Raw genomic sequence first — 18,227 nt, forward strand, 5'->3', positions numbered from 1 at the left:
TAATAAGATATGAAGAAACAATATTTTATAACACGCTAGAATGACTCTTCATGCTCGGCTTTGATCAATTTCACATCATCCATGACAGATTTAAATTTCTCAACCAGTTCTGGATCAAAGTGCTTACCTGATTCTTTCTCAATCAAACTCAACGTATCTTCCACTGTCCAAGCTTTCTTATAAGGTCTTGCCGATGTCAGTGCATCAAACACATCAGCGATAGCAATAATACGCCCTTCAATCGGAATATCTTCACCAACAAGCCCGTAAGGATAGCCACTGCCATCCCACTTTTCATGATGACTAATAGCAATTCTTTTGGCCATTTGTAATAAAGGGTCATCATGTTCACCAATGATTTCAGCACCGATTGCTGCATGAGCTTGCATTTCTTTCCACTCATCCGCATCTAGCTTTCCTGGTTTCTTGAGAATGGCATCTGGTGTACCGATTTTACCAATGTCATGCATAGGCGCTGCATTATATAGCAGTTCACAAAACCGAGAGGAATGCCCTGCAGCCATAGCAAGTAATCTTGCATAATGACTCATACGAACAACATGCAATCCTGTTTCATTATCTTTGTATTCTGCAGCTCGCCCTAATCTGCGAATAATTTCAAAACGCGTTTCTTTTAGCTCTTTAGTACGATGTTCCACTTCCGACTCTAATAACCTTTTTTGGTCGTATAAACTTAAATGTGTTTTAACCCGCGCTTTAACGACTGCAGGGCTTACAGGTTTAGTAATATAATCAACTGCGCCGAGCGCAAAGCCTTTAGTTTCATCTTCAGTATCAGAAAGTGCTGTCACAAATATCACGGGAATATGGCAGGTTAACGGTTCATTTTTCAGTTTTTGACATACTTCATACCCATTCATTCCAGGCATCATTACATCAAGCAATATTAAATCAGGAGATGATTTTTGTGCGAGAGCTAGCGCTTTAGGTCCATCTATGGCAACTTTGATTTTGTAATCACTACCCAAAATCCCGACTAAGATATCGATATTCTCAGGCGTATCATCAACTATCAGCACAGTCGCTTTTTCCATGTTAATTACCTATATCTTTGCTTAATATTAATCTGTTGCTTGGGAGGAGTGTTGACGAATTTGCTTAATCAACTCAACCGCATCTTCAAACTGATAACCTTTAATCATTAACCCTACTGGTTTTAATTGATCCCAGGTTTGATGATTCACCTGCATCTCTAGGCTATCAATCATATCGATTGCACTCGCATCACCGTCATCTAGCAACACCAACAGTTCATCTAATAAACTGAGAAAAGCATCGTTACTAATGAGATCAGCTGACTCAGTCTTTACTTTTGACTCATTATTATTCAACCATAGATCTATGGCTTCACATAATGACCTCACCAGCATATCAATGGCATTAAGTTCAACTGAAAACTCAACTTCGTCAATCAAGTTCTTTTCAAGTTCCGCAGCAAGCTCAGACAGTTTATTACTGGCTAAATTACCCGATAAACCTTTAAGAGTATGAGCAAATCTAACAGCATCCTCTCGATTATCAGCTTCTATCGCGGCTGCTATTTGCGTTGCAATATTGCGTTTACCTTCAACAAAACGAGTTAAAATCTTTCGATATAATCTGGCTGAGTTCTGCACCAGTTGCAAACCACGATCGACATCAATATCTGGGTGTTGTGGCCAGGTTTCCACTTTAATATTGGCAGTTTTTTCAGGTGTGGCTAACTCGATATCGCTGACTTTATCGCCTAAATATTTAAGTAAGGTTTGATAAAGTAAAGCAACCTCTATCGGCTTAGCCACATGGTCATTCATCCCTACACTGAGGCACTTTTCTTTATCTCCCGCCATCGCATTAGCCGTCATTGCAATAACAGGTAAAGTTTCGTACGCAGGATTCTTTCGCAACTGTTCTGTGGCGGTATAACCATCCATGACTGGCATTTGGCAATCCATTAATACTAAGTCAAATTCTTGCTGAGCTAATTTATCTAAGCCAATCTGACCATTATCAGCAATCGTTAAATCAATTCCCACTTGCTCTAAAAACTCTGTAGCAACTTCTTGATTCATATCGTTATCTTCAACTAACAATATTTTTTTACCATTCAATTGCTGTAATAAGGCTTCATTAAGCTCTGTGGCTTTTGCCCTAACTGGCATATGCCCTTGCTTACCTAGCGCCGACATAATGGCATCAAGTAAACGAGACGCGCTAACAGGTTTGGTTATATAGCCATTAATTCCCATGTCATTGATAGAATCTGTAAATTCCGTTGTTGCATGAGCTGAAACCATAATGGTAAGCGGTGGGTTTGCACTTTGCTGGATGATGGTTTCAGCTGTAGCAAGGCCATCAAGCCCTGGCATTTTCCAATCAATTAAGGCTAGTTTATATTCATTAGAATGGCACATTGATATCGCTTCTGTGCCATCTTTGGCCAGCGCGACGTTAAAGCCCATGCTTTTAAGCATAGTGTGTAAAATGTCTCGTGCGGTTTGATTATCATCAACCACTAAGATTTCCATCCCTTCCAGCTCTTGAGTCACTTTAAGCTGCAGGTCATCAGCCTTACTGACATTAGCAGAAAAGTAAAAAGTGCTGCCGATACCGCGCTTACTTTCAACACCAATTTCTCCCTCCATCAGCTCTACAAGTTGCTTACAAATCGCTAAACCTAACCCTGTTCCGCCATACTTTCTGGTTGTTGAACTGTCAGCTTGGCTAAACGACTTAAACAGTTTGTTGCATTGTTCCGGAGTTAAACCGATACCGCTATCTCTCACACTGAACTTAAGCTCAAGTTCATCACCTTGCTGACTAATAGATTCAATCGCTAAAATCACTTCACCACGATCAGTAAACTTAATCGCATTATTCATCAAGTTTATCAACACCTGACTTAACCTGAGCGGATCGCCCATTAAATGACTCGGAATATTTGGCGCAACAGAGAACAGCAACTCTAATTGTTTCTCAGCCGCTTTTGCGGCAAACATGTCACTGAGATCTTCCAACATGGTATCAAGCTGGAATGGCACGATTTCAATCTCCATTTTTCCAGCTTCAATTTTTGAAAAGTCCAAAATATCATTAATAATCCCAAGTAAGGATTTAGACGCTCGCTCAATTTTCTCAACAAAATTATGTTGTTTCTTATTTAAATCGGTTTGCAGACACAGGTGTGACATACCAATAATGGCGTTCATGGGGGTTCTAATTTCATGGGACATATTCGCTAAGAAATCACTTTTAGCTTTACTGGCAGCATCAGCTTCGTCTTTGGCTTGTTTCAACTCGTTTGATACTGTCATTAAACTGGTTATATCTGCCATTGAAACCACTGAAGATGTCACTTCTCCTTGCTCATTTTTAAGCGCGGCAAAGGTCATGTCCATCCAAATATTTTCACCATTTTGGCTGAGTACCCGTGGTTCAATATTAAAGTTTTCAAACGCCCCACTGATTAACAAATCAAATCTTTCTCTGGCTAATACTTTATCTTCTACAACCATGAACTCGAAAAACAGCTTACCTTCTAAATCGTTGGAGTTAATGCCAATATTACGACCAAAATGCTCATTGCAATTAATAATCACACCATTAGTATCAATATTAACAATGCCCATCTCTGCTGTATTAAGTAAGGTGCGTAAGTGCTTTTCCCTATCAGCTAAACGAGTTTCAGCATTCTTACGATCGGTAATATTCATCAAATAGCCATTCCAGAGAATGGCATCATTTGCTAATGCTTGACCTTTAGCACCAGCCTGCAACCAAATCACCTCACCAGAGGGGTGTCGGTACCTAAATTCAGTGACCCAATGTAAACCGTCTTCGCCTTTACCCGACAAATCATCAATAACCGTTTGTCTTTCAGTGTCAATAATACGCCCGATTAATAAATCTAAATCTTGCATTAACATGTCGCGAGGAAAACCGATGATGCTAATACACGCCTCAGAGAGGAAGCTAAACTCTCGTTCAGTCTCCGAGTGCCATATCATTTGATACACTAAATTAGGTAAGGATTCGGTGATGTTTTCTAACTGTTTTTGTGAGTTTTGAATCGCTTCTAAAGCCTTTTTACTTTCAGTGACATCATTAATACTGCCATCGAACCATAATGGTTTTCCTTGCTCATCATAGCTGGCTTTGCCTTTCTCATGGATCCATTTGACGCTACCATCACGATGAAAAATGCGATACTCAACATCAAAGTTTTGCTGAGTTTCAATTGCCTGAGATATTGCCGTAAAACAATCGGCATCGTCATCAGGATGGATAATGGTATTAAACTGAAGTTTATGGCTTTCTATCAGATCTGAGGCTGGATAACCGGTTATGTCTGCGATGTTATTACTGACATATTCCATCGTCCAATTATCGCTTATGCGGGTTCGATATATTGCACCCGGTATATTAGCCACCAAGCCTCTAAAACGGCTTTCGCTGTCTTTTATCTTACGTTCGATAGCCATCTGACTGGTGAGATCGCGAATAGTGGCAGCAATTTGTTTCTTGCCATCATGGGCTATCGGCAGTAAGGCTAAGTTAATTTCTACCCTAATTTCTGTGTTATCAGATTTTAATGCCACCCAACCTTCTTTCGGGGTGGTGAAACGGGTTAACCCTTGCTCTAAAAAGACAGCCCTTACTGCATCATGCTTTTCTCTAAAACGCTCAGGAAATAGCAATTCAACATTAATATCTAAAAGTGCATCAGCTGGATAGCCAAATAATTCCTGGCAACGTGTATTAGTAAAAATAATACCGCCATGTTCATCAACAATTAACATGGCTTGAGGCGATGACTCTATCACTGCATTTGACCATAGCGCTGCAGAAAATTGCTCTGTCACATCAGTAAATAGCATCTCTACAGAAATGATGTCACCAGAGTCAGCAACAAGAGGCTGCATAAAGACATCCAAGCGTCTTATTTGGCTATCGGCAGCGAGCATTTCAACTTGGTGTGCAGGCACAATTTTTCCTTCCAGTGCTTGCTCCATATAATTCCAATTAACCTCATTAATTGGATCAGCAGTAAACATCCGCTGGTACTTCCTTTTCAAAGTATCAGCATCAACCCCTAGTACTTTCTTTACTCCATCACTCACTTGAGCTAACTGCCCTTTTGGGTCTAAAGAACAATAAAATGACTTATCACTCATACCATCGATTAGACTTGCAAAGCGGCTGCCAGTAGAGTCTTTTAACGCCAACTCTCTTTCTGCTAGTAGGTCAGCTAATTGATTAAACTTATTGGTTAATGTCGACACTTCCGAAATGTTAACTTTATCAGAGGGCAAGCGATCAATTTTCCCTTCACCAAAGTCCATAATGCCATTTTCTAGGTTTTCTAGAGGACGGCTTAAACGTTTAGATGCAAGAATGCTAGTGAATAACAGCGCAATTGATAACAACAATAATATGAAGGCTAATCTTGAAAGGTTGGATAGAAAATACTGATTGAGCTCACTGTCACTGGTCGCAATAACCACTTGCCAATTTAGCGATGACACGATTGCGACACTGACAAGAAAACGGTCGCCTGAAACAGTAATCGCTTCAGTTTGACCAGCTATGTTGTTTGCCAGTAAAGATCTTAATTGATCATTTTGTGGGTCATCAGACAGCCACTTGTCACTACTGCCTTTTAAATCACTGTTAGCTGAATCGTAAAAAATGACTTTGTCGTTGTCATCAAGAACGACTAAATTTTTACTTGGGATCTTCATTATTTGCGGCAGTTTATTTAATGCAACATCTGCAGTAACGACTCCGTAACGATCATCAAGACTCCCGAAAGCTTTAGAGTAAGTCACCATTAAGATGTTACTCGCGCCTTCGTCAAAATACGGTTCAGACCAAACACCAGTGTTACTGTTCATCGCATCAGTCCACCAGCTCCAACTACCATCGGTATAATCGTAAGCCTCAGCACCAATATCGATAATATTGATATCATTACCTTCCCGATATGCAAAGGGAGCGTAACGAAGTTTGTCAGTCAAAAAATTAGGACGATAAGCGATCGCACTGCCAAAAATACTCGGATTACGCTGGAGTCGATTAATTAATAACAGCTCAATTTTTTCAATGTCACCATATATATTATTACTATCGATATAAGTTAAATAGTCAGAAAGACCGCGAGTAGTATTTTGAACGGAATCCAAAACAAAATTAAGGTGATTAGCAGAAAGTACCGCCTGTTGCTCTAGGCGTTGATATACATCTTCTTCATGTTCTAGGTAATTAATCCAGCCATTAAAACCATACACTAACGCCATGATTAAAATCAGCGGCAAGGCAATAAAAGCCAAAATTCGACTTCGAAAACTGTGTAATATCTGCTTATTTTTATCCATAAATACAAGTCTCATTTACAAGTCAAAATTTGATTATTGCCAATCTTAAACAGCGGTTTTCCTTAACTTGGCTTATTCATACCATGCCCACAGTAAATCATGGGCTGACATTAACCAATACATCATAAGAAGGATTGGACTGCTCAAAAAACACCCTTATTACTATAACCCTTAAGCCTATGATTGCAATTACAAATGTGCTGAAACAATAATCAAATATTTAATCTTCATTGTATTTAAAGCCTAATCAAGAAACATAAAACAGTACAACTAAAGTAGCAATCTTGATTTCTAAGGGATTTCTTCAGTTCATCAATATTCGATCTTTTATATAAAATCTATCGTATGATGATGTAATTCATAGATTTACAAGGCCTTAATATGCAAACAGTCGAAACCAATCTTGTTAGTCAACTCTCACTTGTTTCTAAAGGGTTTACTGACGGCGACAGATACCATCAGGTTCTCGATTGCGTAGATTTAGCCTTGCACTCTGGGGATACCATCGCACTCACAGGTCCTAGCGGAACAGGCAAAAGTACCTTACTCAATATTATTGCCGGATTTGAAAAAATCGATAGCGGTGAATTACAGCTTTTAGGCCAGCAAGCCCAGTGTTGGCAAGACAACCATTGGAGCCACTTTCGTCGCCAACAACTTGGCATCGTATTCCAACAGTTTAATCTACTTACCCCGCTCAATGTCCTCGACAATATCCGATTTCCGTTACAGCTAAACAAACTCAAGTGGAGCCCTTGGGCTGATGAACTTATCAATCAACTTGATTTACGTGAAGTCCTTGCAAGACCAGTAGAAACCTTATCAGGCGGTCAGCAGCAGCGGGTTGCGATAGCAAGAGCCCTCATTCATAAACCCAGTTTATTGCTGGCTGATGAACCCACGGGGAATCTCGATGAAAAAGCGGGACAGCAAGTGATGCAGTTACTATGTGAATTGGCACAAGCGGCTAATACAACAATATTAATGGTAACCCATAGCGATACTTGTGCTAATTACATGCAAAGGCGCTGGCATCTAGAGCAAGGAAAAATCCATGAGTAGCCTTGCCGAGATAAGATTAAGCTTAAATGTTTTCTTGGCTCATTATAAGCATGCCCCACTGCAAGCTGGTGCCATTTTGCTCGGCATCATTTTAGCCGTCACATTACTGATTGGGGTTAAATCAACCAATGAGAATGCTGTTCGTAGTTACAGTGAAGCAACCGAGTTACTCAGTCAGCGTGCAAGTTTGCTCATAACACCGAATCCAGGTGAGCGATATTTAACCGAAGAGGTGTATTTTAGATTACGCCAATCAGGTATCAGCAACGCATTAGCGATTGTTAGTGGGCTCGCTGTAGATCCAGAAGGTCGACGCTGGCAGGTTCAAGGCAGTGATTTGTTTGCGGCAATCAACCTACAAACGACTCAAGCTACTGTAAATGAATCAATTACAAATGATGAAAATACCCGTCAGCAAAACAATCTAGTTAACTCAGATATTCCTATTGCTAAACTGCTTGCTGCTGAAAACATTTTATTAATGAGCCAATCATTAGCCAATAAAGTGGCACCTAATGGTGAGTTTTATCTGCAAGATCCTATAGATAAGCAGAAACCGATCAAACTTGAAGTGATTGGCTTAGATGATGAATTAGGACTTGGAAATGCCATTGTTGCCGATATTTCTCTGGCACAAAGACTGTTAAATCAACCTCAACAGCTGTCTTACATCGCACTGTTTGATGATCCTGAGTCATTGATAAATCAAATAACTCAACGCAATCTATTGCAACAACAAGCTAATATTACCGAGCAAGACCAAGGCCAAGCGCTGCAAGAGTTAACTCGTAGCTTCCATTTAAACCTTAATGCAATGAGCATGCTTGCCTTTGTAGTTGGGCTTTTCATCGCCTATAACGGTGTCCGCTACAGCTTAATGAAACGTCAAAAATTACTGGTTCAATTACTACAACTTGGCATTCAAAAAAATCATTTAATGATTGCATTAATCTGTGAGCTGACTTTACTGGTGTTAATCGGCTCTATTATCGGTTTTATTTTGGGGCTTCAACTGAGTTTATGGCTACAACCAATGGTGGCAATGACCTTGGAGCAACTTTATGGCGCCAGACTTATGCCGGGATCTTGGCAGTGGCAATGGTTAGTTCAAGCGATGTTGCTTACACTGTTCGCAGGCCTGCTCGCATGTTTGCCACTCTATCGACAACTGACCAACCAGCCACTAGCGAGAATAAGCACTAAAATAGGCCAAGTCAGTCACTTAATCCGAACCCATCGAATCCAGTTTACAATTGCAATATCTAGTCTTGCTTGCTGTGCAATTGCCTTCCCTTTCGCAAAGCAATATCAAGTTAGCTTAGGGTTAATGGGCGTTGTGATTATTGCCATTCCTCTTTTATTGCCCTTAACCATCTATAAAATCAGTCAATGGCTTGCTCGGCTTTGTCCTGCTGGAATTTGGCATTACATGATTGCAGAAACCAAAGAGCTCATAGGCCCTTTATCACTCGCGATGATGGCAATGCTGTTAGCCTTAACTGCAAACATTTCAATGAATACCTTAGTCGGGAGTTTTGAGGTCACGTTAAAAACTTGGCTTGAGAGTCGCCTACATGCGGATTTATACATGCGTCCTGCCAGTGATAAAATCTTAGACATAAATGACTTTTTAGACCAAAACGACAAGGTCACTGGCATATATAACCAATGGACAATTAATTCCACCTATCAAAATATGCCGATAGAACTTGTCAGTAGAGACTTATATTCAACCAAGGTAACCAGCTCATTAAAAGCCCAAACCAATGATTTATGGTCTGAGTTTCAATCAGGTAACCAAATCCTCATTAGTGAACCCATTGCGATTAAATATGGTTTGAATTTGGGCGACAGCTTTTCTATTGCTCCATTTACCAAAGCGCTCTCCATTACATCACAGCCCATTACATCACAGCCCATTTCATCACAGCCCAATTCATTGCTACCGACGATTGGTGGAATATTTTTTGATTATGGTAACCCTAAAGGCCAAGTGGTGATCGACCAGCTGTTTTGGCAAAACATAGGCTTGCCTAAAAAACCCAAAAGTATTGCAGCCAGTTATCAAGGTGACGTTACTGAACTTGAACAACTATTAGTCGACACTAAGCTTATTGGCACTGCGCAAATGTACAATCAAGCCAAAATAAAACAGCAAGCGATTGCAATGTTCAAACAAACATTTTCCATCACTATGGTGCTGAATAGCCTCACTCTCATCGTCGCTGCAATTGGTTTATTTAGTGCCTGTTTAATGCTCACGCAAGCAAGGCAAGCGCCGCTCGCAAAACTATATGCCTTAGGGCTCAGTAAAGGCCAATTAAGACTGATGACATTCGTGCAGATGCAGCTCATAGTATTGCTCACTTGCTTAGTGGCATTGCCAACAGGAGCAATCTTGGGTTATTTACTGATAAATAAAGTCACGCTGCAGGCCTTCGGTTGGAGTATCGCCATGCTATGGGACTGGCATGCCTACATTCGCGTGGTTGTTATTGCGCTTACAACAAGTGCTGTCGCTATTGCAATTCCTCTATATTGGCAGACAAGAAAACCATTGATAAATAGCTTGCAGCAGGAGGCATTATGAAGCGGTTGCCCGATATATCGTTAACAGTAATCAACAATGCCCAACGGGCTAGCATATTCATGATTGCTTTAGTCACGTTAAGTGCCTGTCAGCCAGAGCCTGCATCATCTATTAGTATGGGCGGGATTTTGGGTGATTCCTCCTCTCAATTAAACCAATACGCTACTGTTACCCCAGGTTATCAATTATCTTTTCCTGCAGATCATTTAAGTCATGATGATTTTCGCCAAGAGTGGTGGTATTTAACGGCCAATATGCAGACTGAATCAGGGGAGCAACTCGGTATTCAGTGGACACAATTTAGGATTGCACTTGCGCCCGAAGCCGCACAGTCTGCTATTTCAGACTTAGATGCTGCAAACCCTAACGCATTAAACCCTGACGCATTAAACCCTGAAGTATTAAACTCTGAAGCTTTAAACTTAGATAGCTCAAATTCAGAAGCATCAAATTGGGCAACATCACAAATATATATGTCCCATGCAGCATTAACGTCATCAGTAGCCCATCAAGCTGCAGAAAAATGGTCAAGAGGTCACCCAGAACTGGCTAACGTTAGCGCAAAGCCATTCACAGCCAAACTGGATGATTGGCAATGGTTGAGCGGATCAGATGGCCTTTTCCCCGCTACGTTATCTGTCGCAACGAATGAATTTAGTTATCAGCTTTCTTTAACCAGCCATGCGCCAATGCAATTGCAAGGTGACAAGGGTTACAGTATCAAAAGTGCTGATGCTGCTGTTGCCTCTTATTATTACAGCCAGCCATTTATTGATTTAAGCGGCACCGTCACAAGAAATGGAAAGCAAGAAGCTGTGACTGGTAAAGCTTGGTTAGACAGAGAGTGGAGTTCTCAGTTTTTGACTAAAGCACAACAAGGCTGGGATTGGTTTTCTATCCGTTTAGATGATGAGTCTGCATTAATGCTATTTCAGCTACGCGGGGCAAATAAAGATTTACCTGCTTTTTACAGTGCCAGAAGAATGTTTGCTGATGGCACAGGCCGCAATATCAGCGGCGATTCAAGTGAACTCATCGCGATGACAGCACTTCAGTGGCAACAAACCGCCAGTGGGCGTTATCCAGTGAGTTGGCAGTTAAGGATTCCTAGTGAACAGATTGATGTCACAGTTTCAGCACTCAACCCTAACAGCAATATGCCTTTATCCATCCCTTACTGGGAAGGCCCAATTGAAGTGAGTGGCAGCCACAATGGCAATGGTTATATGGAGCTCACAGGTTATTAGTCAATATAATTTAACCCATTGAATATCAACGAGCGATATATAAACCAAGATTAAGTCAACTAAAGGTATTAACTTATGCTACCCCATACGTAATACCCAGCCTCTGATATCAATTAATGATAATGACGATTTATCGACTTAATATATTCATGGCAGATTATAATTACATCAATGATTGCACAAAATAAAAACAATTAAAAAAAGTGTAATTTTGGCCTTATATAAGCTTTAATTTCTACCATCTTCACCTAGAATCAATATACTGGTTAAATTACCATCAACTAATTAAGTGACTGAGTAACTTCTAAAATGTGCCACAGATCACATCGTAAAACGTGATCTACAACAACAAACACTCAGTATACTCATTGCGAGGTATACCCTTGCGAAATGTGAGGTTTAAACTCAATTCTATAGAGATGAAAAAGCCATTATTTGGCATACAAAACGATGATTAGCCTGTTTAAGGGCTAACAACTAACAGCAAAGAGTGAGGAAACACCATGAGCATAAGCCGTCGCGAGTTTCTAAAAGCCAATGCCGCTACAGCAGCCGCGTCGGCTGTTGGGCTTGCCTTACCAATCAAAATGGTCCAAGCAGAAGAGAAAGCTGCAGAAATAAAATGGGATAAAGCCCCATGTCGTTTCTGTGGTGTAGGTTGTAGTGTATTAGTCGGAACAAAAGGCGGTAAAGTTGTTGCGACTCAGGGCGATCCAGAAAGTCCGGTTAACAAAGGTCTTAACTGTGTTAAGGGCTACTTCCTATCTAAAATCATGTACGGTAAAGACCGTTTAACTTCGCCATTATTAAGAATGAAAGATGGCAAGTATGACAAAGAAGGTGATTTCACTCCTGTTAGTTGGGATGTTGCTCTAGACACTATGGCTGACAAGTGGAAAGAAAGCATCGCTAAAAAAGGTCCTACTTCTGTTGGTATGTTTGGTTCAGGTCAATGGACTATTTGGGAAGGTTACGCTGCATCTAAATTGCATAAAGCCGGTTTCTTAACCAATAACATCGACCCGAACGCACGTCACTGTATGGCATCAGCGGTTGGTGGTTTCATGCGTACCTTTGGTATCGATGAGCCAATGGGTAGCTATGATGACTTTGAAGCAGCTGATCACTTCGTGCTTTGGGGCGCGAACATGGCAGAAATGCATCCAATCCTTTGGTCACGCTTAACAGATCGTCGTTTGAGCCACGCTGGCAGCAAGGTTCACGTGTTATCGACGTTTGAAAACCGCAGCTTCGAACTTGCCGACAACGCAATGGTATTTAAGCCGCAATCTGACCTAGTTATCTTGAACTACATTGCTAACTACATCATCCAAAACGATGCGGTTAATAAAGACTTCGTTAGCAAGCACACTAACTTTGCTGAAGGTGTGACTGACATCGGTTACGGCTTACGCCCTGAGCATCCGCTTGAGCAAAAAGCGAAAAACCCAGGTAACGGCAAATCTAAGCCTATCTCTTTTGAAGAATACGCAAAATTCGTCAGTACTTATACTGCTGAATACGCTTCAGAAATGAGTGGTGTACCAGTTGAAAATCTTGAAGAAATGGCTAAAGCGTATGCTGATCCTAACATCAAGATCATGAGCTTATGGACTATGGGTATTAACCAACATACTCGTGGTGTTTGGGCAAACAACATGCTTTATAACATTCACTTGTTAACCGGTAAAATCGCCACCCCTGGTAACAGCCCGTTCTCACTAACAGGTCAACCATCAGCGTGTGGTACCGCTCGTGAAGTCGGTACATTCTCACATCGTCTACCGGCCGATATGGTTGTAGCAAACCCTAAACATCGTGCAATGACTGAAGAGTTATGGCAGCTACCTGAAGGTACGATTCCGCCAAAACCGGGTTATCACGCGGTACTTCAAAGCCGTATGCTTAAAGATGGCAAGCTAAATTGCTACTGGACAATGTGTACCAATAACATGCAAGCCGGTCCAAACATTAACGATGAAATTTACCCAGGTTTCCGCAACCCAGAAAACTTCATTGTGGTATCAGACCCATACCCAACAGTGACAGCAACTGCTGCAGATTTAATCCTTCCTACTGCGATGTGGGTTGAGAAAGAAGGTGCATACGGCAATGCTGAACGTCGTACTCATATGTGGCACCAACAAGTTCCAACTCCTGAAGGTGCTAAGTCTGACTTATGGCAGCTTGTTGAGTTCTCTAAGCGCTTTAAAGTATCAGAAGTATGGCCTGCAGAGTTAATTGCTAAAAAGCCTGAATACGCTGAAAAGACTTTATATGACATTCTATTTGCAAACGGCGTAGTGGATAAATTCCCTAGCTCTGAATGTAAAGGTGACTACAACGACGAAAACGATGCATTCGGCTTCTACCTGCAAAAAGGTCTATTCGAAGAATATGCTCAGTTTGGCCGTGGTCATGGTCATGATTTAGCAGACTTTGATACTTACCATGAAAACCGTGGTGCACGTTGGCCTGTAGTCAATGGTAAAGAGACGGTTCGTCGCTTCGTTGAAGGAAGTGATCCATACGTTAAAGCTGGTGAAGGTTATAACTTCTACGGTAAACCTGATGGACGCGCAGTGATTTTTGCTCTGCCATTTGAGCCTGCAGCTGAAGAGCCAAATGAAGAGTTTGACCTATGGATGTCAACTGGTCGCGTACTTGAGCATTGGCATACAGCCAGTATGACAGCTCGTGTACCAGAGCTGCATAAGTCTTACCCTGATGCACAAGTATTCATGCACCCTAAAGACGCGAGCAGTCGCGGCCTGAAAAATGGTGATGAAGTGAAAGTAATTTCTCCACGTGGTGAAGTGAAAACGCGTGTTGAAACTAAAGGCCGTAACAAGCCACCTGTCGGCGTGGTATTTATGCCATTCTTTGATGCTAGACAGCTGGTAAACAAACTATTACTTGATGCAACGGATCCATTATCGAAAGAGACGGATTTCAAGAAGTGTCCTGTGAAGATTGTTAAAGCCTAATTTGACTGAAATGTGATGCCTTATCAAATGAAAAAAGGCATCACTACATCACTAATTTTCTCTATCCATTTATAAACAGATATAGTGGATATGACGGAGTGTAAACCATGAAGAAAATACTCAGCCTTGCTGCGATAGTGCTCAGTCTTAGCGCATGCTCAGGTCAACAAACAGCAGAAACTGCTGCGCCAGTAACTGTTAAATCACTTGCTGGCGATGTAGCGATTACCGCAACAATGCCAGCAGATGCTAAAGCGACTTACCCAAGCCGTGGTACTGCTTTAGCAAGAGATTTTGTGCATATGCCACCGCTCATCCCGCACAGAGACTCATATAAAATTACAGCTAAAAAGAATGGTTGTTTAACTTGTCACAGCACTGAGAAAGCTGCGCGTATGAAAGCGACACCTGTTGATAAATCTCACGTCAAAGCTGATGGCACATTTGATGATAAATACTACTTCTGTGTGCAGTGTCACGTTGCTCAAGCAGACAACAAACAAGCGATTGTTGAGAATACACATACCAACTAAGCTTTATTAAGTTGCTATTTATAGAAAATAAAATGCCACCGTCTTTTGACAGTGGCATTTTTACTTCTTGCTTCTTGATTCTTGATTCAAGCATCAGCCAAGTAATTTACGCATCACAAAATTATTAATTTTCTGACCTCTTACCGCCACACTTTGGGCCTCTTCTTCCACAAAGCCATAGCGGCTGAAAAATGGTTTTGCGGTAATACTCACTTCAGCATATAAACTATTAAGCGTTAACTTTGCAGCCTTGTTGAAGATCGCTTGCATTAATGCATCACCCACACCTTGCTTTTGAAAATCAGCACTACAATAGAAATGATCGATATAACCGTCATCTTGAAGATCGGCAAAACCTGCGATAACACCATTAACTTCAGCCACAAACGGATTAATTTTTGTCACTCTTTGTACCCAAGCGCTTTCATTGTATTCATGAGGCGCCCATGCCGTTACCTCAGCTAACGAATAGTGCTGACTATTAACATTATGGATGGTGTTAAGTTTAAGCTGCCACAAAGGCTTTATGTCGCTTATGGTAAAACGCCTTACGTTAATCATGAGTCTTCCTTGATACTTGTGTTTTTACTTATATGATTGAACCCGATCTTTTCTCGACAAACAAACGCCAAACGATATCTAGCTCTAGGCTTATTTTTTACAACCTACATTCAGTTTCCACACAAATCAAAGAGTAAACCTTAACTCCCTCTATCACCTCGTTGTTGATAAAAACATCAAATTTACAATACTTGACCTGAAATGAGTGTTCATAAAACAGGCAAATAAAGTTAGATCAACGTCACAAGTCAGCTTTCAAAATTGAAGTAGCATCAAAAGCCAAAGACATAATCAATACGACAACCGGATATCAATCTTTGTAGAAATAGATCGCTTATTGAGTAAGCAAACGTACTAATCAATGGCTTTTTATTAGAAGACGTCACGCTCATAGCACACTTACGCTGTTTCATTAATTGTAACGAGTTAGCAGCAATTTAATTTTTCCTAATTAAGCAATACCCGAATAAAGCGATTACGCTGATTTGTTTAATCAATTTTAAAACAACACAGAAATACTCAATACTGTAAATATTAAGTTTGAGAATGGTTTGCACATTATTTTATGGATGAAGGAGATTAACCGATGACTAAAGGTAAATGCCCAGTAATACACGGCGGCGCAACTGAAAGCGGTATGTCCAATATGGAGTGGTGGCCTAAAGCCCTGAACCTCGACATATTACATCAGCACGATAGTAAGACTAACCCACTTACTAATGATGTTAACTATCGAGAAATAGTTAAAACACTGGATGTATCTTCCCTCAAAAATGACTTACATGCTCTCATGACTGATAGCCAAGCGTGGTGGCCTGCTGATTGGGGCCACTATGGTGGTTTGATGATACGCTTGACTTGGCATGCTGCAGGGACTTATCGAGTTGCAGATGGCCGAGGTGGTGCTAGCACGGGGAATCAACGATTCGCGCCACTTAATTCTTGGCCTGACAACGTTAACCTAGATAAAGCCAGACGCCTACTTTGGCCAATAAAGAAAAAATACGGCAATAAGCTCAGTTGGGCAGATTTAATCGCTTATGCCGGCACTATTGCCTATGAATCAATGGGTTTGAAAACCTTCGGATTCGCATTTGGACGAGAAGACATTTGGCATCCAGAAAAAGACATTTATTGGGGCTCAGAAAAAGAATGGCTTGCACCAAGTGGCGGTGAAGGCAGTCGTTATTCTGGAGAACGTGATTTAGATAACCCCCTTGCTGCCGTCATGATGGGATTGATTTATGTTAATCCTGAAGGCGTAGATGGGAAACCAGATCCCCTCAAAACAGCCCAGGACGTTCGAGTAACATTTGAACGTATGGCAATGAATGATGAAGAAACTGTTGCTCTTACAGCGGGCGGACACACAGTAGGTAAGTGCCACGGTAACGGTGATGCTAATTTATTAGAAGCAGATCCAGAAGGCGCAGAAATAGAAGACCAGGGCTTTGGTTGGTTAAACAAGACTAAACGAGGTATTGGCCGAAATACCGTATCAAGTGGTATTGAAGGTGCCTGGACAACCCATCCGACAAAGTGGGATAACGGTTACTTCCAACTATTGCTAAACCATGAGTGGCAACTACAAAAAAGTCCCGCTGGGGCATGGCAGTGGGAACCTATCGATATCAAGGAAGAAGATAAACCTGTCGATGTTGAAGATCTAACAACCCGATACAACCCAATCATGACCGATGCCGATATGGCCATGAAGGTAGATCCTGAGTATCGAAAAATATCTGAGCGATTTTATCAAGATCCAGCCTATTTCTCAGAAGTCTTTGCTCGTGCGTGGTTTAAATTGACTCACCGAGACTTGGGACCTAAAGCTCGCTATATCGGACCTGATGCACCGCAAGAAGATTTAATTTGGCAAGATCCAGTTCCTGCTGGTGCAACTGATTATGATATTCAATCAGTTAAAGACAAGATCATAGCATCAGGACTCAGCACTAACGAGATGGTAACCATAGCTTGGGACAGCGCTAGAACGTTCCGTGGTTCTGACAAGCGAGGCGGCGCCAATGGAGCCCGCATTCGTCTAGCACCTAATAAAGACTGGCAAGGTAACGAACCAGAGCGTTTAGCTAAAGTGCTTTCTGTCTATGAAGATATTGCTAATCAAACAGGTGCCAGTATTGCAGACGTTATTGTATTAGGTGGTAATGCGGGCATTGAAGCTGCAGCCAAAAAAGCAGGTGTCGATATTGTTGTACCATTCTCTGCTGGACGCGGCGATGCTACAGATGCAATGACAGATGCAGCTTCTTTTGACGTACTTGAGCCACTTCATGATGGCTTTAGAAACTGGCTGAAAAAAGACTATGTGGTCAGTGCAGAAGAACTCTTGTTAGATCGTTCTCAACTCATGGGACTAACTGCATGTGAAATGACATTACTCGTCGGTGGTATGCGTGTTATTGGTACAAACTATGGCGGTACTAAACACGGAGTCTTTACTGATAACGAAGGCGCATTGACCAACGACTTCTTCGTTAATCTGACCGATATGAAGTACAGCTGGAAACCAGTTGCAAAGAACCTATATGACATTGTCGACCGTCAAACTGACCAGCTAAAGTGGACTGCCACTCGCGTTGATCTTGTCTTAGGCTCAAACTCTATCTTACGTGCTTATGCCGAGTTATACGCACAAGATGACAACAAAGAAAAGTTTGTAACCGACTTCGTCGCAACATGGGTGAAATTAATGAATGCTGACAGGTTTTAAACAAAGCTAACTACTTAACACCAAACTAGCCTGTGGTGAGTAGCACGCCTACTCACCCGCAGAAAGACTTTTAAACATATTAATTTTTATACCTCAAGTAACACTTAAGGTGTAACAGCTTACAAATATTTAATACGAG

General features: G+C 41.3%; 9 protein-coding genes. 6 read left to right on the forward strand and 3 right to left on the reverse strand.

Translation table 11 applies throughout. From position 1 onward, the window contains the following. Positions 1–35: 35 nt before the first annotated feature. Both L2737_RS14960 and L2737_RS14965 read right to left on the reverse strand, forming a co-directional pair. Entirely contained in the window at positions 36–1,055 is a 1,020-nt protein-coding gene (locus L2737_RS14960; protein WP_102526556.1) for a response regulator, read from the reverse strand. Between the two features lie 27 nt (positions 1,056–1,082). Further along, a complete protein-coding gene (locus tag L2737_RS14965; protein WP_248956238.1) occupies positions 1,083–6,374 on the reverse strand; it encodes a PAS domain S-box protein in 5,292 nt (1,763 codons plus the stop codon). Between the two features lie 381 nt (positions 6,375–6,755). Between L2737_RS14965 and L2737_RS14970 the strand changes: the two genes are divergently transcribed. The 5 genes from L2737_RS14970 to L2737_RS14990 all read left to right on the forward strand — a co-directional run bounded on the left by L2737_RS14970 (position 6,756) and on the right by L2737_RS14990 (position 14,793). After that, positions 6,756–7,436 (forward strand): ABC transporter ATP-binding protein, encoded by a 681-nt coding sequence (locus tag L2737_RS14970; RefSeq protein WP_229368535.1) that lies wholly within the window; start codon positions 6,756–6,758, stop codon positions 7,434–7,436. Beyond that, positions 7,429–10,026: an ABC transporter permease gene (locus L2737_RS14975; RefSeq protein WP_248956239.1), complete on the forward strand. Its 2,598-nt coding sequence runs from the start codon at positions 7,429–7,431 to the stop codon at positions 10,024–10,026. The genes L2737_RS14970 and L2737_RS14975 overlap by 8 nt, the downstream gene beginning before the upstream one ends. A gap of 59 nt (positions 10,027–10,085) precedes the next feature. Further along, positions 10,086–11,273: a lipocalin-like domain-containing protein gene (locus tag L2737_RS14980; protein ID WP_248956310.1), complete on the forward strand. Its 1,188-nt coding sequence runs from the start codon at positions 10,086–10,088 to the stop codon at positions 11,271–11,273. Positions 11,274–11,776: 503 nt separating this feature from the next. Further along, positions 11,777–14,260 (forward strand): nitrate reductase catalytic subunit NapA, encoded by a 2,484-nt coding sequence (napA, locus tag L2737_RS14985; RefSeq protein WP_248956240.1) that lies wholly within the window; start codon positions 11,777–11,779, stop codon positions 14,258–14,260. A gap of 107 nt (positions 14,261–14,367) precedes the next feature. Further along, a complete protein-coding gene (locus L2737_RS14990) occupies positions 14,368–14,793 on the forward strand; it encodes a nitrate reductase cytochrome c-type subunit (protein WP_229368532.1) in 426 nt (141 codons plus the stop codon). A 93-nt stretch (positions 14,794–14,886) separates the two neighbouring features. On the opposite strand, the gene L2737_RS14995 is transcribed toward L2737_RS14990, so the two are convergent. Further along, positions 14,887–15,354: a GNAT family N-acetyltransferase gene (locus L2737_RS14995; protein WP_248956241.1), complete on the reverse strand. Its 468-nt coding sequence runs from the start codon at positions 15,352–15,354 to the stop codon at positions 14,887–14,889. A gap of 586 nt (positions 15,355–15,940) precedes the next feature. Between L2737_RS14995 and katG the strand changes: the two genes are divergently transcribed. Continuing rightward, entirely contained in the window at positions 15,941–18,088 is a 2,148-nt protein-coding gene (gene katG / locus L2737_RS15000) for a catalase/peroxidase HPI (RefSeq protein ID WP_248956242.1), read from the forward strand. Positions 18,089–18,227 lie beyond the last annotated feature (139 nt).

This window comes from Shewanella electrodiphila, from assembly GCF_023283985.1.
GTDB lineage: Bacteria > Pseudomonadota > Gammaproteobacteria > Enterobacterales > Shewanellaceae > Shewanella > Shewanella electrodiphila.

Excerpts from the sequence above, each read along its gene's own strand:
- katG (WP_248956242.1), top strand. The coding sequence starts at position 15,941 with ATGACTAAAGGTAAATGCCCAGTAATACACGGCGGCGCAACTGAAAGC.
- L2737_RS14970 (WP_229368535.1), top strand. The coding sequence starts at position 6,756 with ATGCAAACAGTCGAAACCAATCTTGTTAGTCAACTCTCACTTGTTTCT.
- L2737_RS14995 (WP_248956241.1), bottom strand. The coding sequence starts at position 15,354 with ATGATTAACGTAAGGCGTTTTACCATAAGCGACATAAAGCCTTTGTGG.
- L2737_RS14960 (WP_102526556.1), bottom strand. The coding sequence starts at position 1,055 with ATGGAAAAAGCGACTGTGCTGATAGTTGATGATACGCCTGAGAATATC.
- L2737_RS14975 (WP_248956239.1), top strand. The coding sequence starts at position 7,429 with ATGAGTAGCCTTGCCGAGATAAGATTAAGCTTAAATGTTTTCTTGGCT.
- L2737_RS14990 (WP_229368532.1), top strand. The coding sequence starts at position 14,368 with ATGAAGAAAATACTCAGCCTTGCTGCGATAGTGCTCAGTCTTAGCGCA.
- L2737_RS14965 (WP_248956238.1), bottom strand. The coding sequence starts at position 6,374 with ATGGATAAAAATAAGCAGATATTACACAGTTTTCGAAGTCGAATTTTG.
- L2737_RS14980 (WP_248956310.1), top strand. The coding sequence starts at position 10,086 with ATGATTGCTTTAGTCACGTTAAGTGCCTGTCAGCCAGAGCCTGCATCA.
- napA (WP_248956240.1), top strand. The coding sequence starts at position 11,777 with ATGAGCATAAGCCGTCGCGAGTTTCTAAAAGCCAATGCCGCTACAGCA.